Source organism: Pseudomonas sp. UF-293 (genome assembly GCF_058245595.1).
The window spans coordinates 407,015-429,802 of sequence record NZ_JBSICA010000002.1 but is presented as its reverse complement, the minus strand read 5'-3'; the positions used below and the strand labels follow the sequence as shown (position 1 = coordinate 429,802).

The following is a 22,788-nucleotide window of genomic DNA, read 5'->3' as shown; positions in this document are numbered from 1 at the left end:
TCGTTATTCGGCTCGGGCTCGCACGTGGATCGCGGCGAACGGCTCATTCTGCACCAGCTCGACCAAGGATTCCTTGACCAGTTCAAGGATCGCCATAAAAGTCACTACCACACCCAGGCGGCCTTCTTCGGCGGTGAGCAGCTCGACAAACGGTACGAAGCCGCCGCCCTTGAGCCGTTCCAACACATCGCTCATGCGCTCGCGGGTGGACAGCGCTTCGCGGCTGACCTGGTGGCTTTCGAACATGTCGCCACGACGCAGCACTTCGGCCATGCACATCAAAATCTCTTCCAGCGCCACGTCCGGCAGCAGTTTACGCGCCCGTGCTTCCGGGGCGTCGAGCTTGGGCACGATCACATCGCGACCGACCCGGCTCAGACCATCAATACCTTCGGCAGCAGCCTTGAAGCGCTCGTATTCCTGCAAGCGGCGGATCAGTTCGGCGCGCGGGTCGTCTTCTTCATCTTCGACAGTTTCGGCGCGAGGCAGGAGCATGCGCGATTTGATCTCGGCGAGCATCGCCGCCATCACCAGATATTCGGCGGCCAGTTCCAGCCGCACCGACTGCATCAACTCGACGTAGCCCATGTACTGGCGGGTGATTTCCGCCACGGGGATGTCGAGGATATTGATGTTCTGTTTGCGGATCAGGTACAGCAGCAGGTCGAGCGGACCTTCGAAGGCTTCAAGGAAGACTTCCAGCGCATCCGGCGGGATGTACAGGTCCAGCGGCATTTCCATGACCGCCTGGCCATAGACCATCGCGAACGGCAGTTCCTGCTGGGCGCCGGCCTGGGGATCGACCACGGTTTCCACTGCGGACATTCAGGCCTCGACCATGAACGGCGTCGGATCGCCGCAACCGACGCGGACCACTTCCGGGTCGTCGCCGGTCAGGTCAATCACCGTTGAGGCCTTGATGCCGCCAAAGCCGCCGTCGATGATCAGATCGACCTGATGCTCAAGCAACTGGCGCATTTCATACGGATCGCTCAGTGGGTCTTCGTCGCCGGGCATGATCAGCGTCACGCTCATCAGCGGCTCGCCGAGTTCGGCCAGCAGCGCCAGGGCGATCGGATGGCTCGGCACGCGCAGGCCGATGGTGCGCTTCTTCGGATGCAGCAACAGGCGCGGCACTTCGCGGGTGGCATTGAGAATAAAAGTGTAAGGCCCCGGCAGGTGCGCCTTGAGAATGCGGAAGGTGCCTGTGTCGATCTTGGCGTAATTGCCCAACTGCGACAGGTCGCTGCAGATCAGCGCGAAGTTGTGCTTTTCATCGAGCTGACGCAGCCGTCGCACACGCTCGATGGCGGTCTTGTCGCCGATCTGGCAACCGATCGCGTAGGACGAGTCCGTGGGATAAATCACCACCCCGCCCTTGCGGATGATCTCGACCGCCTGTTTGATCAGGCGCGCTTGCGGGTTTTCCGGATGTATCTGGAAAAATTGACTCACATTCTCTACCTGTTCAGACGGCGGCAATATCTGTGTCATGTTTGAACCGACACCACAGGGGTGGAAGGTCCTCGGGAACCGGCCGGTACTGGCCGATCTCGGACCAGCCGCCAGGGCCATGGAAGTCACTGCCGGCGCTGACCAGCAGACCGAACTCACGGGCAAGGATCGCCAGGCTGCCCACCTGTTCTGCGGGCTGATGGCCATTGACCACCTCGATAGCATGCCCGCCTGCTTGAATATAGTCGGCAATCAGCTTTCGGCGTTTGCTACGCGTGAAATCGTAGTGCCATGGATGCGCCAGGCTGACCCAGGCACCGGCGGCGCGCAGGGTGCCGACGGTGTCTTCCAGGGTCGGCCAGTGCAGCTTGACGTCGCCGAGCTTGCCGGCGCCGAGCCATTTGCGAAACGCCTCGGCGCGATCCTTTACATAACCTTCACGCACCATCCAGTCAGCGAAATGCGGCCGGGCCGGCGCGTTGCCGCTGTCGCCCAATTCCTGCTGGATCTGCCGGGCGCCGTCGAGGGCCCCGGGCATGCCCTTCAGAGCGAGCTTGCGGCTTATTTCTTCCGACCGCAGCCAGCGGCCATCGTGCAATTTCGCGATCGCTTCGACCAACGGCGCAGCGTTGACGTCGAAACCGTAGCCCAGCACATGAATGGTCGCCCCGCCCCAAGTGCAGGACAATTCGACGCCGTTGACCAGTTGCATGCCCAACTCGGTGGCCGCCGTACGCGCTTCGGCGAGGCCTTCGAGGGTGTCGTGGTCGGTCAACGCCAGGACTCGCACGCCATTTTCGAACGCACGCGCAACCAGAACCGCAGGCGCCAGGGCGCCATCGGAGGCCGTGCTGTGGCAGTGCAAATCAACATTCACGGGGAGTTGTAACCTCAAATCAGCTGGCGCTATCGCGCGCCCATATGTTTGTTATTATGCCGCCACATCCAGCTTCTGGCTCTCACTGTGAAACAATTCATCGATTTCATCCCGCTTCTGCTGTTCTTCATCGTTTACAAACTTGATCCACGGGTCGTCGACATTGCCGGCCAGCAAGTGACCGTAGGCGGTATCTACAGCGCCACGGCGATGCTGATCATCAGCTCCCTGGTGGTGTACGGCGCGCTGTTCATCAAGCAGCGCAAGCTGGAAAAGAGCCAGTGGCTGACGCTGATCGCCTGCCTGGTATTCGGCAGCCTGACGCTGGCCTTCCACAGCGAAACCTTCCTGAAATGGAAAGCGCCGGTGGTCAACTGGTTGTTTGCAGCAGCGTTCATCGGCAGCCACTTCATCGGTGACCGCCTGCTGATCAAACGCATCATGGGCCACGCGCTGACCTTGCCGGACCCGGTCTGGACGCGCCTGAACATCGCCTGGATCGCGTTCTTCCTGTTCTGCGGCGCCGCCAACCTGTTCGTCGCCTTCACCTTCCAGAGCATCTGGGTTGATTTCAAGGTGTTCGGCAGCCTGGGCATGACCGTGCTGTTCCTGGTCGCACAGGGCATCTACCTGTCGCGCCATCTGCATGACACCGATACCACAACGCCAAAAACCGAGGACTGACATGCTCTACGCCATCATTGCCACCGACGTTGCCAACTCGCTCGAAGCTCGCCTGTCGGCGCGCCCGGCGCATCTGGAACGCCTGCAAGCGCTCAAGGGCGAAGGCCGCATCGTGCTGGCCGGCCCGCATCCGGCCGTCGACAGCAATGATCCGGGCGCAGCGGGTTTCACCGGCAGCCTGATCGTCGCCGAGTTCGACTCCCTCAGCGCCGCACAGGCCTGGGCCGATGCCGATCCGTACATCGCCGCTGGCGTTTACGCCAATGTGATCGTCAAGCCGTTCAAGCAAGTCCTGCCTTAAGTCCTTCCACGCGATGAACCTTCTCGGTTCATCGCGCTCTCAATCGCTCATTATTCTCGTTTGCCTGCCGACAACCTGCCCAATATCCATTTGGAAACAGGTGTCGCGATGCGCAAGGGTCCGTTGTGTCTGATGTTGCTCACGTTGTCGATCATGGCCCCCGCCCATGGTGAGGAAACCACCGAAAGTGGCAGCTCCACGCCATTGTCATTGAGCGCCGGCAGCCAGATCACCGAGCTGCAGCAGCGGCTCAAGGCCAGTGAACAGCAGCGCGAAGAACTGAACAAACAACTGCAAAATGCCGACAACACCCGCGAAAGCGCCCAGCTCGCCCGGCTGCGCCAGGAGAACCAGCGTCTGAAGCTGCAACTCAAGGAAGCCCAGGCCAGCCCGCTGCCGCGTTTGCTGACCGATCAACAGCAGTGGTTCGTCACTGGCGCCGGGGTAGCGCTATTGGCGCTGCTCTGCGGTATCTTTGCCAGTGGTGCAAGCCGAAAACGTCGGCAATGGCTAAATTGAGTGAGTCATGAGCGAGCTGTTACTGATTGATGATGACCAGGAGTTGTGCGAACTCCTGAGTAGCTGGTTGAGCCAGGAAGGCTTCCAGGTGCGCGCCTGCCACGACGGCCAGAGCGCGCGCAAGGCGTTGACCGAAACCGCCCCGGCGGCGGTAGTGCTGGACGTGATGCTGCCCGACGGCAGCGGTCTGGAATTGCTCAAGCAACTGCGCAACGACCACGCCGACCTGCCGGTGCTGATGCTGTCAGCGCGTGGCGAACCGCTCGATCGCATCCTCGGCCTCGAACTGGGCGCCGACGATTACCTGGCCAAACCCTGCGACCCCCGCGAACTGACCGCGCGCCTGCGCGCCGTGTTGCGGCGCAGCCATCCCGCCGCTGTGTCAACGCAACTTGAGCTGGGCGACCTGAGTTTCAGCCCGGTGCGCGGCGTGGTCAGCATCGACGAAAAAGAACTGACCCTGACCGTCTCCGAAAGCCGCCTGCTCGAAGCCCTGCTCAAGCAGCCCGGCGAGCCGCTGGACAAACAGGAACTGGCGCAACTGGCCCTCGGCCGCAAGCTGACCCTGTACGACCGCAGCCTCGACATGCACGTCAGCAATCTGCGCAAAAAAATCGGCCCCCACCCCGACGGCCGTCCGCGCATCGTTGCGCTGCGTAGCCGTGGTTACTACTACAGCTTATAAGACCTGCGCCGTGTAGGAGTGAGCCTACTCGCGATGGCGGTGTGTCAGTCAACACACTCTTGTGCCATCGCGAGCAGCCTCACTCCAGAGGGGATCTGATCTTTTCCACGCTCTGTATGGGAATGCAGCCATCGGTGGCTTTGCAGTGGTTAATCGGGCATCGAACGAATAATGTCGGCCAAATCGTCCTTGGTTATCTCGTTGGCCTTAATGGCAGCGGCAATGTCTTTTTTGGAAAGTGGAAAACGCTTGAAAATTTCTTGCAAAGTATTCGCATCAACATTTGCCAGCCAGAGCGGATCAATAAAAGAACCGCCGTACTCAGGCTTCATCGGTACTTCTTCGTGGGCAATCGTACCCTTATGATTGAGATACACCACATAACGATCATGCCCTTCAGGAAAGCTTTTATCGTGATATAGCGTAGTACCCTGCGGCAGCACGTAGTAATTTTCGTCGCCGATTGGGCCCTCGATCAGCAACGGTTCTTTAGTTTTGATCATCTTCATATCGTGCCCCTGCGAACCATGATCAAAAATCAGGAATGCCAAAAAAATCGCATTGACCGATAAAGCTGCCATCAGCCATGGGCCGAGTTGCCTGGTAAACGTTTTATTAGTCATAGGGAAGCTCGGTATTCGCTTTGTTAAGGCACGCAGCCGTTGTTCTTTCGCTGAGCGACAATGTCGTCTAAATGAGTGATCACAGCCTCGGCCCGTGCATTATCCAAAAGATCGCAGCCTTCAGCACCTCCTGCACTGGATATGTGTAAGGCCGGGCACGAAGCGTCTTTACCGAAGCTTTACGCTGCGCTGACCGCCGCTGACCTTGATCTGCGTAATCTGCACTCATCCGGAACGTACCGGGAACGAGACAAGGAGATACACCATGCGCAAGACTCTTATCGCTCTGATGTTCGCTGCCGCTCTGCCAACCGTGGCCATGGCCATGCCGCAGGATGGCGGTCCGCTGGGTGGTCCGCTGGATGGCCCGCGCCACGGCGGCCAGATGCACGGCGGCATGCACGGCAAAGGCCCGTACAGCCAGCTCGACCTGACCCGCGAACAGCGCGAGCAGATTCGCAAGATCATGGGCGAGCAGATGCACGAGCGTAAGCAAGTGGTTGACAAGTACCTGGAAAAACTCTCGCCGGCCGACCAGAAAGCCATGAAGGACGAGATCGCGGCCAACCACAAGAAAGCCGAGTCCGATGTCCGTGCACTGCTTAAGCCCGAGCAACAGAAGCAGTTCGACGAGATCCAGAAGAAACGCGCCGAACGCCGCGCCGAATGGGCCGAGTTCAAGGCCTGGAAAGCGCAGCAGGCACAAAAGGCGCAATAATGGCTTGACCCTGGGCCCGACGACTCACCTCGTCGGGCCTGTTCCATTCAAATCGAATGTGGGAGCGAGCCTGCTCGCGAAAGCGCTGTATCAGCCAGAGATGGATTGACTGACACTACGCCTTCGCGAACAGGCTCGCTCCCACATTTGAACGGTGTATTGATTGAGGAGTTTCTGTGCGTTCACTGTTCTGGCGGATTCTTGCGAGCTTCTGGCTGGCCATCGCTCTGGTAGCCGGGCTGTCGATCCTGCTCGGGCACATGCTCAATCAGGACGCGTGGATCCTCAGCCGCCATCCCGGCCTCAACACACTGGCGGCAGAGTGGACGCAGACTTACGAAGCCCAGGGCGAAGAAGCCGCCCAGGACATCCTCGAACAGCGCAAACGCCAGTATCACATCGACGTTCAAGTGCTCAACGAAACCGGCGATCCGGTGGTGCGTGGCACCTTCCCGCGTCGCGCCGCAGCATTCGAAGCGCGGCAGAACAACGACGATCGCCGCCTGCCTTGGCGGCGCCTGACTGATGAAATCACCAGCGAAAAAACCGGTGACACCTACCTGTTCATCTACCGCATCCCACACCCGGAACTCGACGCCTGGCACCGCGAAAGCCTGCTCTGGCCGCTGAGTGCGCTGGGTATTGCGCTGGTGGTGCTGACTCTGTTCAGTTTACTCGTGACCTTCTCCATCACTCGCCCGCTCAGTCGCTTGCGCGGCGCGGTGCATGATCTGGGGCAGACGACTTATCAGCAGAACAGCCTGGCGAAACTGGCCAACCGCCGTGACGAATTCGGCGTACTGGCCACCGATTTCAACCGCATGGGCGCGCGCCTGCAAAGCCTGATCGGCAGTCAGCGGCAGCTGCTGCGGGATGTCTCCCATGAACTGCGCTCACCACTGGCGCGCCTGCGCATCGCGTTGGCCTTGGCCGAGCGGGCCAATCCTGAAGAACGCGAAAAACTGTGGCCACGGCTGACCCGCGAATGCGATCGGCTGGAGGCGTTGATCAGTGAAATTCTGGTGCTGGCACGAGTCGATGCCGACAACGCCAGCGCTGAAGAAGTGGACCTGAATGCGTTGCTCGCCACGCTGCAAAAGGATGCGCAGCTCAGCTCCCCCGAGCAGACCGTGCGCCTGCAAACCGAGCCGCAGCTGAATCTCAAAGGTTGGCCGACGATGATCGAACGCGCGGTAGATAATCTGCTGCGCAACGCCCAGCGCTTCAACCCGAGCGATCAGCCGATCGAATTGCAGGCTGCGCGGCAGGGTGAGCGGATTGTCATCAGCGTGCGCGACCACGGGCCGGGGGTGCAGACGGAACATCTGAGTCAGTTGGGCGAACCGTTTTACCGGGCGCCGGGGCAAACGGCTGCCGGCCATGGCTTGGGTCTGGCGATTGCCAAACGCGCGGCGGAACGGCATGGCGGCACGCTGACGCTGGCCAATCATCCGCAGGGTGGCTTTGTGGCGAGTCTGGAATTGCCGCTGGTGCCGGGAGTTATCGTTCAGCCGTAGGTTTACGGTAAGACAAAAAAGATCGCAGCCTTCTGCAGCTTCTACAACGTCATGTGAACACTTGTAGGAGCTGCCGAAGGCTGCGATCTTTGATCTTAAGCCTTACTTGGCCAGGCGCTGACGAACTCGGCCAGATCAACCTTCTCTGCCACGCGCGGCTCTTTCTGCGGCGTGCCGAGATAGAGAAACGCGATCACTTCCTCGCCTTCCACCAGTCCCAAGCCTTCGGCCACATGCTTTGAGTACGCCAGGTCCCCGGTGCGCCACACCGCGCCAATCCCCTGCGCATACGCCGCGAGCAAAATCCCGTGGGCCGCGCAGCCGGCCGTGAGCAGTTGCTCAGCCTTCGGATATTTCACGTGTTCCTGCAATTTTGCGATGACCACAACCACCAGCGGCGCGCGCAGTGGGCCGTTGCGGGCCTTGTCGATCATAGCGTCGGTGACTTCGCCGCCCTGCTGGCGGGCCGCCTCGGCCAGCAGCTCGCCCATTTGCTCACGCGCCGCGCCTTCGACGGTCAAAAAGCGGTACGGCTGCAAATGTCCGTGATCCGGGGCCCGCAAGGCCGCGCCGAACAGGGCTTCGCGCTGCTCGGCAGTGGGGGCCGGTTCGACCAGGCGGGGAACGGAAACACGGTTGAGCAACGCGTCGAGAGCCTGCATCGGCCACCTCCTTTGAAAAATGTGCGGCTATTCTAGCTTCATCTGCGCAGCGCCTGCCGGTTTACATGCCTTGCCCCGCAGGTAGAATGGCGCCCTTGTTCAATCAGCCCGAGCGGATTTCATGGCGTTGCCGACCTTACGGATCATTGGTTTTATCATCGGCATCTTCCTGATCACGCTGGCTGTGGCAATGGTCGTGCCGATGGCCACGCTGGTGATTTTCGAGCGCACCAGCGACCTGCCGTCGTTCCTCTGGGCGAGCATGATCACCTTTATCGCCGGCCTCGCTCTGGTGATTCCCGGGAGACCGGAACACATTCACCTGCGCCCGCGCGACATGTATCTGCTGACGGTCAGCAGCTGGCTGGTGGTGTGCATTTTCGCCGCGCTGCCGTTTCTGCTGACCCAGCACATCAGCTACACCGACTCGTTCTTCGAAAGCATGTCCGGCATCACCGCCACCGGCTCCACCGTGCTCAACGGCCTGGACAACATGTCGCCGGGAATTCTGATGTGGCGTTCTCTGCTGCACTGGATCGGCGGCATCGGCTTCATCGGCATGGCGGTGGCGATTCTGCCGCTGCTGCGTATCGGTGGCATGCGCCTGTTCCAGACTGAATCCTCGGACCGCTCGGAAAAGGTCATGCCGCGCTCGCACATGGTGGCGCGGCTGATCGTGGCGGCCTACGTCGGCATCACCATTCTCGGCAGCCTGGCATTCTGGTGGGCCGGGATGAGCCCGTTCGATGCGATCAACCACGCGATGTCGGCGATTTCCACCGGTGGTTTCTCGACCTCCGACCAGTCGCTGGCCAAGTGGACGCAACCGGCGGTGCACTGGGTGGCCATCGTCATCATGATCCTCGGCAGCCTGCCATTCACCCTGTACGTGGCGACGCTGCGCGGCAACCGCCGGGCGTTGATCAGGGATCAACAGGTGCAGGGTTTGCTGGCGATGTTGCTGGTGACCTGGCTGGTGCTCGGCACCTGGTACTGGTGGACCACCAAGCTGCATTGGCTGGAAGCGCTGCGGCATGTGGCGCTGAACGTGACCTCGGTGGTCACCACCACCGGTTTCGCCCTCGGCGACTACAGCCTGTGGGGCAACTTCTCGCTGATGCTGTTTTTCTACCTGGGCTTTGTCGGCGGTTGCTCAGGTTCGACGGCGGGCGGGATCAAGATTTTCCGTTTCCAGGTCGCGTATATCCTGCTCAAGGCCAACCTCAATCAGCTGATCCACCCGCGCGCGGTGATCAAGCAGAAGTACAACGGCCACCGCCTCGACGAAGAGATCGTCCGTTCGATCCTGACCTTCTCGTTCTTCTTCGCTATCACCATCTGCGTGATCGCCCTGCTGCTGTCGCTGCTCGGGGTCGACTGGATGACCGCGCTGACCGGCGCCGCCAGCACCGTGTCCGGCGTCGGCCCGGGTCTGGGCGAAACCATCGGCCCGGCCGGCAACTTCGCGACGCTGCCGGATGCGGCGAAGTGGATTCTGTCGTTCGGCATGCTGCTCGGCCGACTGGAGATCATTACGGTGTTTGTGCTGTGTATTCCGGCGTTCTGGCGTCATTGACCGCGTCCGGCACTTGCGTCAGGCGTAGGCGGTATTCGCCTGGCGTGGTGTCGAACCAGCGGCGAAACGCGCGGAAGAAGTTGCTCGGGTCGGCAAAGCCCAGCAAGTAAGCGATCTCCAGCAAGGTCATGCTCGGTTGCGCCAGATATTGTTCGGCGAGTTCGCGGCGGGTGTCGTCGAGCAACTGCTGAAAACTGGTGCCCTCCTCCTGCAAACGCCGCTGCAACGTGCGCTGGGAGAGGTGCAACGTCTGCGCCACGGTGTCGCGCTTGGGCTCGCCCTGGGGCAGCAAACGACACAGCACCTGCCGTGCCCGGTGCGTCACGCGGCTCTCGGAAAACCGCGCCAGATATTCCCCGGCAAAACGGTCATGCAACAGCGCCATGGCTTCGTTGGCTGTCGGCAGCGGCGCCTCCATATCGGCACGTTCGAAGATCAACGCATCGTATGGCGCGTTGAACACCAACGGTGCGTGAAAGGCTTCTTTATAAGGTTGCAGGTTTGTCGGCTGATCGCCCTGAACCAACACTTTGACCGGGTGCAGCGGGCGCCCGGTCAGCCAGCCGCACAGCGCCAGTGCGCAGGCCAGTGAGGCTTCGGCGCTCTGCCGGGTCGGCGGCAGATGATCGCCGTGCACGGTGAGAATCAGCGCGTAACCTTCATCGAGCAGGCGAAAGCTCAGGTCGGCGCTTTCGGCAATGATGCGTTGATAGCGCACCAGACGCTGGAAGCCTTCAGCCAGCGTATTGCTCGACATCAGCGCATAGCCGGCGACATGAAACGAGGCCGGGCGCACCACTTTGCCCATGTTCAGGCCGATCGCCGGGTTGCCGGAAACCTCGACCGCGCGTTGCCAGAGCCGGGTCATGGAGTCCTGCGGGAAACGCGCATCGGGATCTTCGAGGGCACTGAAGTCCAGCCCCAGCTGCTTGAACAAAACCCGGCAATCCAGGCCGTCCATCTCCAGTGCTTTGACAATCCCCATCGCCCAGCTTGCAGAAGTCGTTCGTTCGCTCATGGTTGTTATTCTTTTACATGACGGGCTGCAGATAACCGCCCTATTTGCGAAGGATACTAAAGTGGCGCCGATTGTCACTGGCCCACGCCAATGATCACTCTAGACTCAAATAAGCTACCCGACGCACAACTTGTCGCCAGAACAATCACCACAGAGAGCGCGGTCGTGGAAAACATCAAGCAGTTCAACAGCTTCGCCGAGTTCTACCCGTATTACCTCGCCGAGCACAGCAACAGCACCTGCCGTCGTCTGCATTTCATCGGCACTTCTCTGGTCATCTTCATTCTCGCCCTGAGCATCGCCAAGAGTGCCTGGCTGCTGTTGCTGGCACTGCCTGTGGCCGGTTACAGCTTTGCCTGGATCGGCCATTTCTTTTTCGAGAAAAACCGCCCAGCAACGTTTCAGCATCCGCTGTACAGCCTGCTCGGCGATTTCGTCATGTACCGCGACATGATTCTCGGTCGCGTGGCGTTCTGAATGAGGGTCTGCCCATGAATGCCCATGCTCGTTTCATTCATATGAAGGACGGCACCGAAGACGACTGGGCGATCATCGCCGCCGACTTCAGTGCCTATGCCAGACAACTGCCGTCGCGGATCCTCGCGCATCTGAAGCTGCTTGAGGGCGACTTCGGCGGTTTCCCGGTGGATCGCCTGACCCACTCGTTGCAAACTGCGACCCGCGCCTTTCGCGACGGGCGTGACGAGGAATACGTGGTCTGCGCGCTGTTGCATGACATTGGTGACACCCTCGGCTCCTACAACCATCCGGACATCGCCGCAGCGATTCTCAAGCCGTTCGTGAGTGCGGAAAATCTGTGGATGGTGGAGAAGCACGGCATCTTTCAGGGCTATTACTTCTTTCATCACCTGGGCATGGATCGGCACTTGCGCGAGCAGTTCAAAGATCATCCGCAGTTCCAGGCCACTGCCGAGTTCTGCGCCAAATACGACGCGGCGGCGTTTGATCCGGCGTACGACACGCTGCCGCTGAGCTTCTTCGAGCCAATGATGGAGCGGCTGTTTGCGCAGCCGAAGAACTCGATTTACAAAGCAGTAATGCAAGAACACAGCCCGGCCTAAGAACACATGTGGGAGCGAGCCTGCTCGCGAAGGCGTAGTGTCAGACGAAACTTATGTGCCTGATACAGCGCTTTCGCGAGCAGGCTCGCTCCCACAGGGTTCTCTTTCGCTCAGGCGATTTCGGCAACTTTGGCAGCTTTCAACTCCGCCTCCCGCGCCTGCGCATCCGCCAGCCGATACAGCTCGATCGTGCCGTCCCAATGCTCGATCAGCGCCGTGCACGATTCGACCCAGTCGCCACAATTGAGGTAGTCCACCTCCCCCACCTTGCGAATCTCGGCATGGTGAATATGCCCGCAAACCACGCCATGCAGTTCGCGCTTCACACATTCGTGGGCGATGGCTTCTTCGAAATCGCTGATGAAACTGACGGCGGTCTTGACCTTGTGTTTCAGGTACGCCGACAGCGACCAGTAACCGTAGCCATAACGGGCGCGCCAGTGATTGAGCCAGCGGTTGAGGGTCAGGGTGAATTCGTAGGCCGAGTCGCCGAGAAACGCCAGCCAGCGGTGATAGCGGGTGATCACATCGAACTGATCGCCGTGAATCACCAGCAAGTGCCGGCCGTCCGCCGTAACGTGCACCGCCTCGTCGACCAACTGGATATTGCCCAGAATCAGTTTCGAATAGCGCCGCAGGAATTCGTCATGGTTGCCGGTGACGTAGATCACTTCGGTGCCGCGCTTGCTCATGGTCAGCAGGCGACGGATGACGTTGGTGTGTGCCTGCGGCCAGTACATGCCGCTGCGCAGTTTCCAGCCGTCGATGATGTCACCGACCAGATAGACCTTGTCGGCGTGGTAGCCCTTGAGAAATTGCGACAAGTGCTCGGCCTGGCAATCCCGGGTGCCCAGGTGCACATCGGAGATCCACAGGGTTCGCACCCGTTGTTTGCGGCTGGGTCGGGCGAGCTCGGCGCTGGTCATGGGCAACCCTCTGCGATGTTTTCGCCAGCTTGCGCGCGCCCGGTTAATCGACCGTGACAAGCGCGAGTCAGTCGTGTGACAACGCATCCAGCGTACGGCGGTGTAGACTGACGGCCACTTCGGAGACAACCTGCCATGCGACCGATCCTCACCCTGCGCCAGTACACCCACGATTTGATTGTGCACAGCCACGAGCACGCGCAATTGGTGTTCGGGCTGTCCGGTGCGCTGGATTTCGAGGTCGAGGGCTGTGGCAGCCAAGTGCGTCAGCAGAGTGTTGTGGTGGTTCCGTCCGGCGCTCATCATGCCTGCGACAGTCCCCAAGGCAGCAGCTGCCTGGTGCTCGACATCCCTGAAGGGCAATGGGTGCAGGACTCGCTGGGCGCGCATGCCGAGGCCAGTCGCCGCTTGCTCGATCATCCGGGGCGGCTGTCGCTGGACTCGGGGCAGAGCCAATTGGTCAACTGGCTGGCGAACAGTCCGGTCAGCGATCCGTTGATCGCGCAGCAAGGCGCGGTGTTGCTGCTGGCCAGTCTCAATCACGCGCAACCTGCCGAACTCGGCGCGCGTCGCCTGCCCTACGCCGCGCTGGATGCGCACATCGAGCAATACGCCGCCTATCCGCTGCAAGTCGCCGACCTGGCGCGCGTGGCCGGGTTGTCCAGTGCGCGCCTGCATGCACGGTTCATGGCCGAATGCGGACAGACGCCGATGGATTACATCCGCAGTCGACGCCTGCATCTCGCGGTGCAACTGCTGCGCGACACTGCATTGCCGATTGGTGAAGTAGCCAGTCGCGTCGGTTACAGCTCGCAAAGTGCGTTCTCGGCCGCAGTCCTACGTGAGTTCGGCTCATCGCCCGGACATCTTCGGCGCGATTCCTGCGACAAAAGACGATAGCCTGCCGACAGACTTGTAGGCCGAGACGCGGTTCAATGTACCCATGAAGTTGAACCTGAAAAAAGGAATGCAATGACTCCGCGTACCGCCCTGGGCGCTCTGCATATTGGCGCTTTGATGTTTGGCCTGACCGGTGTGTTCGGCAAACTCGCTGCCGCATCCCCTGCTGTGATCGTCTTTGGACGTGCGGTTTTTGCCGTGCTCGCCCTGGCATTTTTCACCCGTTTCGCCAGCCAGCATGGTTGGCAGAAACTTCAGTCCGTGGACTGGCGGCGCCTTGCCCTCAGCGGCCTGTTGCTGGCCGGGCACTGGGTGAGTTTCTTCATATCCGTGAAGATCGCCGGCGTAGCCATCGCAACATTGGGCTTTGCCAGTTTCCCGGCCTTCACGGTGATTCTCGAAGGGCTGATCTTCCGCGAGCGCATCCGCGCCAATGAAATCGTCCTGGTGGTATTGGTCAGCATCGGCCTGATTCTGGTAACCCCGGCCTTCGACCTGGGCAGCGGGGCGACCATCGGTTTGCTCTGGTCGGTGCTTTCGGGGCTGCTGTTTTCCCTGCTGTCGCTGACCAACCGTGCGAGCTCCGGGCGCATCCCGGCGGTGCAGGCGGCGCTGTGTCAAAACGTGGTGGTGGCATTGTGTCTGTTGCCGCTTGCTGCACCGCAACTGAGCGAGGTGCGCGCACTGGACTGGTTGTGGATTGCCCTGCTCGGGGTGTTCTGTACCGGCGTCGCCCACAGCCTGTTCGTCGCCAGTCTGGCGGTGATCAAGGCGCGCACGGCGGCCGTGGTGTTCGCCATGGAGCCGGTTTACGGCATCACCATCGCCTGGCTGCTGTTCAATGAAATCCCGACGCCGAAGATGTTGATTGGCGGCGCGCTGATCATTGTTGCCATCGTTGTATCGGCGCGGATGTCAGGCCATGCCGACAAGAAAGCCGTCGCCGCCGAAGCCGCGTCTCACTGAGTGCGGTCGTTGTGACCGAGGTCGCGGTCAGGATCGATCTGATCGCGCACCCGTTGCTTCAACACCTTGGCCTCGGGGAAACCACCATCGGCCTTGCGCTCCCAGATCTGCACACCCGCACAGCTGATGTGAAACACCCCGCCGGTGCCCGGCACCAATGACACTTTGCCCAGGTCGTCAGCAAAGGTGCTGAGCAGCTCCTGTGCCAGCCACGCGGCGCGCAACAGCCACTGGCATTGGGTGCAATAAGTGATGACAACTTCGGCTTTGGCGACGGTCATGATCGCTGAAACTCCTGGGACAGAGGGCGCCGCTATAATAGCCGGCTTTATCGCTTGCCCCGAGACTCACAATGCGCCGTTTGCTGTTCTGCCTGCTGCTTGGTTTCCTTCCCCTGCTGGTCCACGCCAGTGAAGCGCCACGACCGAAAGTCGGCCTGGTGCTGTCCGGCGGTGCTGCGCGCGGGCTGGCGCACATCGGCGTGCTCAAGGCGCTGGAAGAACAAGGCATCAGGATCGACGCGATTGCCGGCACCAGCATGGGCGCGGTGGTCGGCGGCCTGTACGCCTCGGGCTACAAGATCGACGAACTGGAAAAGCTCGCCCTGAGCATCGACTGGCAGGCTGCACTGTCCGACGCCCCGCCGCGTGAGGACGTGCCATTTCGACGCAAGCAGGACGACCGCGACTTTCTGGTGAAACAGAAACTCAGCTTCCGCGACGACGGCAGCCTCGGCCTGCCATTGGGGGTGATTCAGGGCCAGAATCTCGCGCTGTTACTGGAAAGCCTGTTGGCCCATACCAGCGACACCCGTGACTTCGACAAGTTGCCGATCCCGTTTCGCGCCGTGACCACCGATATCGCCAATGGCGAAAAAGTGGTGTTTCGCAAAGGCCACCTGCCGCAGGTGATCCGCGCGAGCATGTCGATCCCGGCGGTGTTCGCCCCGGTCGAGCTTGATGGCCGACTGCTGGTGGACGGTGGCATGACCGACAACATCCCGCTGGATGTCGCGCGGGAAATGGGCGTCGACATCGCCATCGTCGTCGATATCGGCACGCCGCTGCGCAATCGCAAGCAACTGACCACCGTAGTGGATGTGCTCAATCAGTCGATTACCCTGATGACCCGGCGCAATTCCGAAGAGCAACTGGCGAGTCTGCATGCCGATGACGTGTTGATTCAGCCTGCACTGGCAGCGTTCGGCGTGACCGATTTCGGCAAGGCGCAGGAGATGATCGATGCCGGTTATCGCGCCACGCGAATCCTCGATGCGCGTCTGGCGCAGCTGAAGCCGACTCAAACCCAGGACGCGGAATTGAACGCTGCCCGCCAGCCTGGTCAGCGCACGCCGATCATTACCGCAATCCGGGTCGAAAATGACTCGAAGGTCGACGATGACGTGATTCGCTATTACATCCGCCAGCCGATCGGCGCGCCGCTCGACCTGGGCCGCCTGCATTCGGACATGGGCACGTTGTACGGCCTCGATTACTTCGATCAAGTGCGTTATCGCGTGGTGCACAAGGGCCAGGATCACACATTGGTCATCAGCGCCAGCGGCAAGCGCAGCGGTACCGATTACTTGCGGGTCGGTTTGAATCTGTCGGACGACATGCGCGGCGACAGTGCTTTCAATCTTGGCGCCAGTTATCGCGTCAATGGCATCAACCGCCTCGGCGCGGAATGGCTGACCCGCGCGCAGATCGGCGACAAGCAGGAGCTGTACAGCGAGTTCTATCAGCCGCTGGACGTCGGCTCGCGTTACTTCGTCGCGCCCTATGCGTCGTTCGAGGCGCAGAACGTTGATTCGGTGCTGGATAACGATCCGATCGCCCAGTACCGGGTCGAGCGCTACGGCTTCGGCCTCAACCTTGGCCGGCAGATCGGCAACAATGGTGAAGTGCGACTCGGCGTCGGCCAGGCCTGGGGCAAAGCTGATGTGCGCATTGGCGATCAGGATTTGCCGAGTGAAAGCTTCAACGAAGGCTTCTATACCGTGAAGTATTCCTACGACTCGCTGGACAACGTGTACTTTCCGCACGAAGGCAAGGACGTCAGCCTGACGTTCGCTCAGTTCGAACCGGGTCTGGGTTCGGACAATCGCTATCGCCAATGGGAAGCAAAGTTCGACAAGGCCATGAGCCACGGGCCGGATACGCTGATACTCGGCGGGCGCTACGGCCGCACGCTGGACGATGCCAATGTGGTCACCTCAAGCTTCCTGCTCGGCGGCGCGCGGCAGTTGTCGGGGTTCCGTGAGGATGCGCTGTCCGGACAGAACGTCAGCCTGATGCGCGCCGTGTACTACCGCCGTCTGACGCCGCGCTCGTACCTGCCGCTGGACTTCCCGCTGTACGCCGGCGCCTCGCTGGAGCGCGGTCGGGCGTGGAACAACGACAACGAGTTCGACAGCGGCTACATCAATGCCGCGAGCGTGTTTATCGGCTTCGACACGCCGCTGGGGCCGTTGAACTTCACTTATGGCTTGAATGATGCGGATGAGCAGGCGGTTTATCTGAATCTGGGGCAGACGTTCTGACGTGAGAGGGTGTTGGCCGATCTGACGCCTTCGCGAGCAGGCTCGCTCCCACAGGGACAGCACATTCCATTGTGGGAGCGAGCCTGCTCGCGAAAGCGGCCCTCAAGGAACCGTAATCCGTGGGCGCTCAGCGAATCCCCGCCAACAACGTCCGCGCCGTCTGCTTCAACGGCTCATCCCCTTCCCTGAGCAATTCATTGAGCAGCGCGATCGCACTGTCGATGTCGCCGTCGTCGATGCAGGTTTGTGCCTGTTCGAGCTTGCCGGCGGCCTCGGTGTCAGTGTCGATGGACTCGGGCAATTGCAGATCCAGAGGTTCCAGCACCAGCGATGGCTCGGGATCGCCGAACTCGTTGAGAAAGTCATCGTCGAGCGGTTGGGCGTCGGGTTCGGGAATCCATTCGAGCTCGGCTTCTTCGGCAGATGCCGCCTGCGGCAGTTCGAAATCGGCGTCCACTGACAAGCTGGTTCCCAGTGCCGGATCATCGATCGGCGGTGCCGCGCGATCGCTACGGCTGTCGTTGAGATCCCAATTCGAATCCATCGACAGCTCGCCCAGGTTCAATTCGAAATCATCCTCGGGAGCGCTGAGCGTCGATGCGAGCGGCGCGGCCGCAGTCGCAGGCAGTTGGGGTGCAATTGGCGTTGCTGCAAATGCCGCCGGTGCGGCGCCTGCCAGTTTTGGATGGCGAGCACGGGTTTCAATCAGTTCGCGTTCATCGACGCCAAGCGCACGCAGGCGGTTCTCCTGCTGTTCAAAAGCGCCACTGTCACCCTGGCGCCCCAGGACTTCCAAAAGCTGCAAACCGAGATCGGTGCGTTCGGGTTCCTTGTGCAAGGCATCGCGCAGCAGCCCGGCGGCTTCGCTGAGTCGACCGTAGGCCAGATAGATGCCCACGGCCTCCAGCACGTCGCCGGCACCCGGTTCGTCTCGATGATCAGCCGCCGCGTGCGAACCGACAGTTTGGTGAATCTCGGGCTCATCGACGTCGCTTTCGACGCTCACGGGCAATAGCGTCAGCGGGGTGCCATCTGCTGTCGAACGTTGCTGACGGCGGCGTATGAGCAACGCTGCCAGCACGCCCAGCAGCAATATCAGTCCGCCAAGCACAGGCCAGTTCACGCCATCGTCTGTTGATTCAACCGGGGCTGAAACAGCGGCCGGAGCCGGCGCGACCACGGCTGGCGGCGCGTTCTGTACTTCGGCCAGACGGGTTTGCAAATCTTCGATCTGCTTCCTGCCGTCGGCTATCTGCACTTGCTGTTCTTGCAATCTGAGGTTCTGTTCATCGATGGTCTTTTGCAACTGCTGGGTCAGCAGCACGCTGGCGGCCAGTTGCTCGGCCTGCGCATCATTGGCAGGTGCCGCTGGCGTCGGCGGCACAGGCGCCGCGGTGCGTTTGCCCTGGGCTGCCTGGGGCGCCGCGGTAACCGGTTCGACGGTTGGAAATTCGGAGGATTGCGGGCGCGGATCCGGCTCGTCGGTGGCGGGCACGATGCCCGGCGAGCCCGGCGGGTCGATCAGCACCGTGTACTCGCGCAACAGACGGCCGTTGGGCTGATCGAGCTGCACGAGGAAGTTCAGGAAAGGTTCGTTGACCGGCTTGCCGGACGTCACCCGGATCATCTGGCGACTGCCGCGCAAAATCGGGGTGAATTTGAGGTCATTGAGAAAGAACACCCGCTCGACGCCGGCCCGGCCGAATTCATCCGCCGAAGCCAGGCTGGCCGAGAGATCGTTTTGCGTCAACGTGCCGACATCGACCAGTGCGATGTCGGCCTTGAACGGCTGATTGAGGGCTGAGTGAACAGTGATTTCGCCCAACCCCAACGCCATCGACCAGGTCGAGTAGCTGAATACGCCAGCGAGCAGCAGCCATTTGGCGCCCTCGCGCAGCACGTGCCGACTTGCGAGCATGAGCATCCCTTAAATAAGCAAAACCGGTTTCTATGCGTTCGCACATCCGGTACGAACACGATATTGCCCAGTAGTTCTTATAGACGGCTCAGACCGATCTCTCAAAAAATCGCCGTTGGGATGTGCCTCAAGATTTTTCCAGATTGGCCAGAATGTGCCCGTGCACACGCATGCACACCTTCAAATCCGCCTCGTCGACGCCTTCGAATAATTCGTGGCGCAGTTGCGTGGCAATGGTTTCGATTTGTTCGATCAGCGGCAGAGCGGGTGCGCAGAGAACGATTTTTTTCGCCCGACGGTCTTCCATCACGGACTGGCGTTGCACCAGTCCCTGGTTCTCCAGACTATCGAGCAAGCGCGCCAGGGTCGGGCCTTCGACGCCGACACTCTGCGCCAGTTCGCGTTGGGTCGGCGCCTCTTCAAAACGCGCCAGATGCAGCAGCACCAGCCAGCGCGCCTGCGACAGGCCCAGCCCGGCGAGACGACGATCCAGTTCGGCACGCCAGCCACGGGACATCTGGGCCAGTTGCATACCAAAGCGATGTTGATCGGTTAACGGCATAAAACACTCACGGTTAGACTGAAAATACGGGAAATCTAATTATTAGTCAGCTAAGCATGGGCCGCAGTTATAGGCAAGAGTGGCTCTGTACTGAATCGTTACAACTGTACGGGGCTTGGCGCATACGTCGTTTCACATCTCGAATTCAGACTGCAACGCCGCCCGAACGCAATACAGCACGCCTTCCGGTACTCGCCCGGCAAACAACTCCGCCACTTCGGCGACCGACGGCAACTCGCCCTCGCCATCGAGGAACGCGTCCTGCACTTCGCCCATCAATTCCTCAGGCAAGTCCAGCGCCTGCTCCAGCGACAATTGTTGCTTGCCGATGGCTTCAGCGAGCATGGCGTAGACGTTTTTCTCCGAACACTGCAGTTGCCCGGCGATCTGCAGCGGGGTCATGCCGGCGCGGGCCAGGGTGATCAGTTCGTGACGGACATCGGCGACCACCTTCGGCGCCTCGGCCTCGCCGCCGAGCACTTCGAGGAAGGCTTCGCCGTAACGTTCCAGCTTGCGTGCGCCGACGCCGCTGACCCGGGCCATTTCCGCCAGCGAGGTCGGTTGGCTGCGGAGCATTTCCAGTAGCGTCGAGTCGGGAAAGATGACGTAAGGCGGCACACCGTGTTCTTCAGCAAGCTTGCGGCGCAATGCACGCAAGGCTTCCCACTGTTCGCGTTCCTCGCCGCGTACCAGCTGGCTGGCCTGGCTCTTGCTGCCGGTCTTGGCGGTGACTTGCGGTTTCAGGTCACGGCGCAGTTCCAGTTTTACTTCGCCTTTGAGCAAAGGCCGGCAACTGTCATTCAAGCGCAGACCGCCATAACCCTCGTGATCGACATCGGCCAACCCACGCGCCACCAACTGGCGGAACAGCGAGCGCCACTCGCTCTCGCTCAGCGCCTTGCCAACGCCGAACACTGACAGATGCTGATGGCCAAAGCTGCGCACCTTTTCGTTGTCCTTGCCCAGCAACACGTCGACCAGATGGCCGACACCGTAACGCTGGCCGGTGCGGAAAATCGCCGACAACGCCTGACGTGCAGGCTCTGTGGCGTCCCAGGTCTGCACGCCGTCGACACAGTTGTCGCAGTGCCCACACGGCTCAGGCATGTCTTCATCGAAATAGGCCAGCAACGCCTGCCGGCGGCAGCGGGTTTCTTCGCACAGCGACAGCATCGCGTCGAGCTTGTGCTGCTCCAGACGCTTGTGCCGTTCGTCGCCCTCGGAGTTCTGCAGCATCTGCTTGAGCATCACTACGTCTTGCAGACCGTAGGCCATCCAAGCATCCGCCGGCAGCCCGTCACGGCCGCCGCGCCCGGTTTCCTGGTAATACGCCTCAAGGGATTTCGGCAGATCGAGGTGCGCGACGAAGCGTACGTTGGGCTTGTCGATGCCCATGCCGAACGCCACCGTGGCAACCATGATCAGGCCTTCCTCGTTGAGGAAGCGTTTCTGGTGATAGGCGCGCAGATCGTTGGGCAGACCGGCGTGATACGGCAGCGCCGGGAAGCCTTGCTCGCTGAGGAACGCCGCAACTTCTTCGACCTTCTTGCGCGACAGGCAATACACGATGCCGGCATCGCTGCGCCGCTCGGCAAGGAACGCCAGCAATTGTTTGCGCGGCTGCTCCTTGGGCACGATGCGATAAAAGATGTTCGGGCGATCGAAGCTCGACAGGAAGCGCTCGGCGTTCTGCAGGTGCAGGCGATCGACGATTTCTTCACGGGTGCGCTTGTCGGCGGTCGCGGTGAGGGCAATGCGCGGAACGTTGGGGAACAGCTCGGCCAATTGACCCAGTTGCAGGTATTCGCGGCGGAAATCGTGGCCCCATTGCGAAACGCAATGCGCTTCGTCGATGGCGAACAGGGCGATTTCCAGGCTTTGCAGAAACGCCAGCATGCGCGGCTGCACCAGACGCTCCGGTGCGAGATAGAGCATTTTCACTTCGCCGCGTTTGATCCGCACGGCGAGATCGCGCTGCTGCTCGGCGCTCAGCGTTGAGTTCAGCGCAGCGGCAGCCACGCCCAGTTCTTCAAGGGTGGCGACCTGATCGTCCATCAGTGCGATCAGCGGTGATACCACTACGGCCAGGCCTTCACGCAACAGCGCTGGCACCTGGAAGCACAACGACTTGCCGCCACCGGTAGGCATCAGCACCAGCGCATCACCGCCGCTGGCCACGCGCTCAATGATCGCACCCTGACGGCCACGGAAACTGTCGTAGCCGAAGATGTCCTTGAGGACGCGTTGAGCCTGTTCGAGCATAAAAACTCCAAAAATCTACCGATACATCCCTGCTCAGGCTGGTTCATAGCAGCCTCGGCTGCTTAAACAAAACGTAAGAACACATTGCATGACCAGCGCAGCGCCGGCAGGGATCGCAAAACGCGGCAGTATACCCGAGGCCTTCGCCGCAGAGGGTGCCGCTGAGAAGACACTGATAAACCTGCCACACAAAACCCTGTGGGAGCGAGCCTGCTCGCGAAAGCGACCTGTCAGTCGATAGAAAAGTGCCTGATACAGCGCCTTCGCGAGCAGGCTCGCTCCCACAGGGTTATTCATCTTTCCAGTGAGGCCGGTAATTCGGGCAAATCTGCCAAGCGGCTGGCTAGAGCGCGCAAGAAGGCCTAGAATTCCCGCATTGTTTATTCCCCAAGGTAGCCCCGTAATGTCCTTCGCTGAGCAACTGACCCGCCTGCAAGTCTTCCTCGACGCCGACGAGCTGCACGACGAGGCGCTGGATTACGTCGCCGCCCACGGTTACCTGACCGCGCTGTCGATCTGCTCCGAAGACGTTCCGGAACGCGAGTGGATCGACGCGCTGTTTGCCGAAGAGCCGCATTACACCGACGAAGCCCAGCGTGCCGAAATCGAAGCCACGCTGATCGGCCTCAAAGCGCACATCGCTCGCCAACTGGCCTCGGATGAAGAATTCGAATTGCCGTGCGAGCTGGATCTGGGCGAAGAGCCGGACGACTCCGAACTGCGCGGCTGGTGCATCGGTTTCATGGAAGGTGTGTTCCTGCGCGAAGCGGCATGGTTCGAAACCGCCGAAGAAGAAGTCAGCGAAATGCTCCTGCCGATCATGGTCGGTTCCGGCCTGTTCGACGAGCAGCCTGAGTTCGAAGACATCGCCAAGGACGCCAACCTGATGGACGACATGATCGTGCAGATCCCGGAAGCCCTGACCGCGCTGTACCTGCTGTGCCAGGCCCCCGACGAAAAACCGGCGATCCTCAAGCCACGCCACCACTAAGACC

Annotated in this window: 24 protein-coding genes; 13 read left to right on the top strand and 11 right to left on the bottom strand. The window is 60.8% G+C overall.

Annotation, left to right across the window (positions count from 1 at the left end):
* Window positions 1-3 precede the first annotated feature (3 nt).
* From AC4IHP_RS04410 to AC4IHP_RS04400, 3 genes are read right to left on the bottom strand one after another with little or no spacing between them, the layout of a single operon-like run.
* Window positions 4-825: a segregation and condensation protein A gene (locus tag AC4IHP_RS04410; protein WP_490830963.1), complete on the bottom strand. Its 822-nt coding sequence runs from the start codon at window positions 823-825 to the stop codon at window positions 4-6.
* Entirely contained in the window at window positions 826-1,455 is a 630-nt protein-coding gene (locus AC4IHP_RS04405; RefSeq protein WP_016771124.1) for an L-threonylcarbamoyladenylate synthase, read from the bottom strand.
* 13 nt (window positions 1,456-1,468) lie between these two features.
* A complete protein-coding gene (locus tag AC4IHP_RS04400) occupies window positions 1,469-2,332 on the bottom strand; it encodes a PHP domain-containing protein (RefSeq protein WP_039761090.1) in 864 nt (287 codons plus the stop codon).
* 87 nt (window positions 2,333-2,419) lie between these two features.
* Between AC4IHP_RS04400 and AC4IHP_RS04395 the strand changes: the two genes are divergently transcribed.
* From AC4IHP_RS04395 to AC4IHP_RS04380, 4 genes are all read left to right on the top strand, one after another.
* Window positions 2,420-3,016 (top strand): septation protein A, encoded by a 597-nt coding sequence (locus tag AC4IHP_RS04395; RefSeq protein ID WP_042607495.1) that lies wholly within the window; start codon window positions 2,420-2,422, stop codon window positions 3,014-3,016.
* A gap of 1 nt (window position 3,017) precedes the next feature.
* Window positions 3,018-3,317, top strand: coding sequence for a YciI family protein (locus AC4IHP_RS04390; protein ID WP_016771127.1), 300 nt, complete (start codon window positions 3,018-3,020; stop codon window positions 3,315-3,317).
* A 108-nt stretch (window positions 3,318-3,425) separates the two neighbouring features.
* Window positions 3,426-3,836 (top strand): SH3 domain-containing protein, encoded by a 411-nt coding sequence (locus AC4IHP_RS04385; protein ID WP_016771128.1) that lies wholly within the window; start codon window positions 3,426-3,428, stop codon window positions 3,834-3,836.
* A gap of 7 nt (window positions 3,837-3,843) precedes the next feature.
* On the top strand, window positions 3,844-4,521 hold the full coding sequence (locus AC4IHP_RS04380; protein WP_490830962.1) for a response regulator transcription factor: 678 nt from the start codon (window positions 3,844-3,846) through the stop codon (window positions 4,519-4,521).
* A 149-nt stretch (window positions 4,522-4,670) separates the two neighbouring features.
* Here AC4IHP_RS04380 and AC4IHP_RS04375 read toward each other — a convergent pair whose 3' ends face one another.
* Complete coding sequence (locus AC4IHP_RS04375) at window positions 4,671-5,144, bottom strand: hypothetical protein (protein WP_110645043.1); 474 nt, start codon at window positions 5,142-5,144, stop codon at window positions 4,671-4,673.
* Between the two features lie 265 nt (window positions 5,145-5,409).
* Between AC4IHP_RS04375 and AC4IHP_RS04370 the strand changes: the two genes are divergently transcribed.
* Entirely contained in the window at window positions 5,410-5,862 is a 453-nt protein-coding gene (locus AC4IHP_RS04370; RefSeq protein WP_042607494.1) for a Spy/CpxP family protein refolding chaperone, read from the top strand.
* A 176-nt stretch (window positions 5,863-6,038) separates the two neighbouring features.
* On the top strand, window positions 6,039-7,379 hold the full coding sequence (locus AC4IHP_RS04365) for a sensor histidine kinase (RefSeq protein WP_460125140.1): 1,341 nt from the start codon (window positions 6,039-6,041) through the stop codon (window positions 7,377-7,379).
* 95 nt (window positions 7,380-7,474) lie between these two features.
* Here AC4IHP_RS04365 and AC4IHP_RS04360 read toward each other — a convergent pair whose 3' ends face one another.
* On the bottom strand, window positions 7,475-8,041 hold the full coding sequence (locus AC4IHP_RS04360; RefSeq protein WP_490830961.1) for a nitroreductase family protein: 567 nt from the start codon (window positions 8,039-8,041) through the stop codon (window positions 7,475-7,477).
* 121 nt (window positions 8,042-8,162) lie between these two features.
* On the opposite strand from AC4IHP_RS04360, the gene AC4IHP_RS04355 reads away from it, so the two are divergent.
* Window positions 8,163-9,617, top strand: a complete 1,455-nt coding sequence (locus AC4IHP_RS04355; protein ID WP_150636617.1) for a TrkH family potassium uptake protein — start codon at window positions 8,163-8,165, stop codon at window positions 9,615-9,617.
* Here the strand turns inward: AC4IHP_RS04355 and AC4IHP_RS04350 are convergent.
* The gene (locus AC4IHP_RS04350) at window positions 9,574-10,635 is read right to left on the bottom strand and encodes an AraC family transcriptional regulator (RefSeq protein WP_202883387.1); all 1,062 of its coding nucleotides are present in this window, start codon (window positions 10,633-10,635) and stop codon (window positions 9,574-9,576) included. The genes AC4IHP_RS04355 and AC4IHP_RS04350 overlap by 44 nt on opposite strands.
* A 165-nt stretch (window positions 10,636-10,800) precedes the next feature.
* On the opposite strand from AC4IHP_RS04350, the gene AC4IHP_RS04345 reads away from it, so the two are divergent.
* Window positions 10,801-11,112 carry an Mpo1-like protein gene (locus AC4IHP_RS04345; protein ID WP_041478979.1) on the top strand — a complete coding sequence of 104 codons (312 nt, stop codon included), beginning with the start codon at window positions 10,801-10,803 and terminating at the stop codon, window positions 11,110-11,112.
* Window positions 11,113-11,126: 14 nt separating this feature from the next.
* On the top strand, window positions 11,127-11,717 hold the full coding sequence (locus tag AC4IHP_RS04340; RefSeq protein WP_490830960.1) for an HD domain-containing protein: 591 nt from the start codon (window positions 11,127-11,129) through the stop codon (window positions 11,715-11,717).
* Window positions 11,718-11,827: 110 nt separating this feature from the next.
* On the opposite strand, the gene AC4IHP_RS04335 is transcribed toward AC4IHP_RS04340, so the two are convergent.
* Window positions 11,828-12,643 carry a UDP-2,3-diacylglucosamine diphosphatase gene (locus AC4IHP_RS04335; protein ID WP_024012063.1) on the bottom strand — a complete coding sequence of 272 codons (816 nt, stop codon included), beginning with the start codon at window positions 12,641-12,643 and terminating at the stop codon, window positions 11,828-11,830.
* 135 nt (window positions 12,644-12,778) lie between these two features.
* Here AC4IHP_RS04335 and AC4IHP_RS04330 point away from each other — a divergent pair, with 135 nt between their 5' ends.
* Complete coding sequence (locus AC4IHP_RS04330; RefSeq protein ID WP_490830959.1) at window positions 12,779-13,543, top strand: AraC family transcriptional regulator; 765 nt, start codon at window positions 12,779-12,781, stop codon at window positions 13,541-13,543.
* Between the two features lie 72 nt (window positions 13,544-13,615).
* Window positions 13,616-14,509, top strand: a complete 894-nt coding sequence (locus AC4IHP_RS04325) for a DMT family transporter (RefSeq protein ID WP_490830958.1) — start codon at window positions 13,616-13,618, stop codon at window positions 14,507-14,509.
* Here AC4IHP_RS04325 and AC4IHP_RS04320 read toward each other — a convergent pair.
* Window positions 14,503-14,790, bottom strand: a complete 288-nt coding sequence (locus AC4IHP_RS04320; protein WP_460125127.1) for an Rdx family protein — start codon at window positions 14,788-14,790, stop codon at window positions 14,503-14,505. The genes AC4IHP_RS04325 and AC4IHP_RS04320 overlap by 7 nt on opposite strands.
* A 71-nt stretch (window positions 14,791-14,861) precedes the next feature.
* Here AC4IHP_RS04320 and AC4IHP_RS04315 point away from each other — a divergent pair, with 71 nt between their 5' ends.
* Window positions 14,862-17,051 (top strand): patatin-like phospholipase family protein, encoded by a 2,190-nt coding sequence (locus tag AC4IHP_RS04315; RefSeq protein ID WP_490830957.1) that lies wholly within the window; start codon window positions 14,862-14,864, stop codon window positions 17,049-17,051.
* A gap of 127 nt (window positions 17,052-17,178) precedes the next feature.
* On the opposite strand, the gene AC4IHP_RS04310 is transcribed toward AC4IHP_RS04315, so the two are convergent.
* From AC4IHP_RS04310 to recQ, 3 genes are all read right to left on the bottom strand, one after another.
* The gene (locus AC4IHP_RS04310) at window positions 17,179-18,969 is read right to left on the bottom strand and encodes a motility hub landmark protein FimV (RefSeq protein ID WP_490830956.1); all 1,791 of its coding nucleotides are present in this window, start codon (window positions 18,967-18,969) and stop codon (window positions 17,179-17,181) included.
* A gap of 127 nt (window positions 18,970-19,096) precedes the next feature.
* Window positions 19,097-19,531 carry a MarR family transcriptional regulator gene (locus tag AC4IHP_RS04305; protein WP_016771142.1) on the bottom strand — a complete coding sequence of 145 codons (435 nt, stop codon included), beginning with the start codon at window positions 19,529-19,531 and terminating at the stop codon, window positions 19,097-19,099.
* 132 nt (window positions 19,532-19,663) lie between these two features.
* The gene (gene recQ / locus AC4IHP_RS04300; protein WP_490830955.1) at window positions 19,664-21,793 is read right to left on the bottom strand and encodes a DNA helicase RecQ; all 2,130 of its coding nucleotides are present in this window, start codon (window positions 21,791-21,793) and stop codon (window positions 19,664-19,666) included.
* Window positions 21,794-22,196: 403 nt separating this feature from the next.
* Here recQ and AC4IHP_RS04295 point away from each other — a divergent pair, with 403 nt between their 5' ends.
* Window positions 22,197-22,784 (top strand): UPF0149 family protein, encoded by a 588-nt coding sequence (locus tag AC4IHP_RS04295; protein WP_016771143.1) that lies wholly within the window; start codon window positions 22,197-22,199, stop codon window positions 22,782-22,784.
* The last annotated feature ends 4 nt before the right edge of the window (window positions 22,785-22,788 follow it).

Excerpts from the sequence above, each read along its gene's own strand:
- AC4IHP_RS04315 (WP_490830957.1), top strand. The coding sequence starts at position 14,862 with ATGCGCCGTTTGCTGTTCTGCCTGCTGCTTGGTTTCCTTCCCCTGCTG.
- AC4IHP_RS04305 (WP_016771142.1), bottom strand. The coding sequence starts at position 19,531 with ATGCCGTTAACCGATCAACATCGCTTTGGTATGCAACTGGCCCAGATG.
- AC4IHP_RS04330 (WP_490830959.1), top strand. The coding sequence starts at position 12,779 with ATGCGACCGATCCTCACCCTGCGCCAGTACACCCACGATTTGATTGTG.
- AC4IHP_RS04390 (WP_016771127.1), top strand. The coding sequence starts at position 3,018 with ATGCTCTACGCCATCATTGCCACCGACGTTGCCAACTCGCTCGAAGCT.
- AC4IHP_RS04350 (WP_202883387.1), bottom strand. The coding sequence starts at position 10,635 with ATGAGCGAACGAACGACTTCTGCAAGCTGGGCGATGGGGATTGTCAAA.
- AC4IHP_RS04320 (WP_460125127.1), bottom strand. The coding sequence starts at position 14,790 with ATGACCGTCGCCAAAGCCGAAGTTGTCATCACTTATTGCACCCAATGC.
- AC4IHP_RS04295 (WP_016771143.1), top strand. The coding sequence starts at position 22,197 with ATGTCCTTCGCTGAGCAACTGACCCGCCTGCAAGTCTTCCTCGACGCC.
- AC4IHP_RS04310 (WP_490830956.1), bottom strand. The coding sequence starts at position 18,969 with ATGCTCGCAAGTCGGCACGTGCTGCGCGAGGGCGCCAAATGGCTGCTG.
- recQ (WP_490830955.1), bottom strand. The coding sequence starts at position 21,793 with ATGCTCGAACAGGCTCAACGCGTCCTCAAGGACATCTTCGGCTACGAC.
- AC4IHP_RS04355 (WP_150636617.1), top strand. The coding sequence starts at position 8,163 with ATGGCGTTGCCGACCTTACGGATCATTGGTTTTATCATCGGCATCTTC.
- AC4IHP_RS04380 (WP_490830962.1), top strand. The coding sequence starts at position 3,844 with ATGAGCGAGCTGTTACTGATTGATGATGACCAGGAGTTGTGCGAACTC.
- AC4IHP_RS04340 (WP_490830960.1), top strand. The coding sequence starts at position 11,127 with ATGAATGCCCATGCTCGTTTCATTCATATGAAGGACGGCACCGAAGAC.
- AC4IHP_RS04375 (WP_110645043.1), bottom strand. The coding sequence starts at position 5,144 with ATGACTAATAAAACGTTTACCAGGCAACTCGGCCCATGGCTGATGGCA.
- AC4IHP_RS04335 (WP_024012063.1), bottom strand. The coding sequence starts at position 12,643 with ATGACCAGCGCCGAGCTCGCCCGACCCAGCCGCAAACAACGGGTGCGA.
- AC4IHP_RS04370 (WP_042607494.1), top strand. The coding sequence starts at position 5,410 with ATGCGCAAGACTCTTATCGCTCTGATGTTCGCTGCCGCTCTGCCAACC.
- AC4IHP_RS04385 (WP_016771128.1), top strand. The coding sequence starts at position 3,426 with ATGCGCAAGGGTCCGTTGTGTCTGATGTTGCTCACGTTGTCGATCATG.
- AC4IHP_RS04410 (WP_490830963.1), bottom strand. The coding sequence starts at position 825 with ATGTCCGCAGTGGAAACCGTGGTCGATCCCCAGGCCGGCGCCCAGCAG.
- AC4IHP_RS04325 (WP_490830958.1), top strand. The coding sequence starts at position 13,616 with ATGACTCCGCGTACCGCCCTGGGCGCTCTGCATATTGGCGCTTTGATG.
- AC4IHP_RS04360 (WP_490830961.1), bottom strand. The coding sequence starts at position 8,041 with ATGCAGGCTCTCGACGCGTTGCTCAACCGTGTTTCCGTTCCCCGCCTG.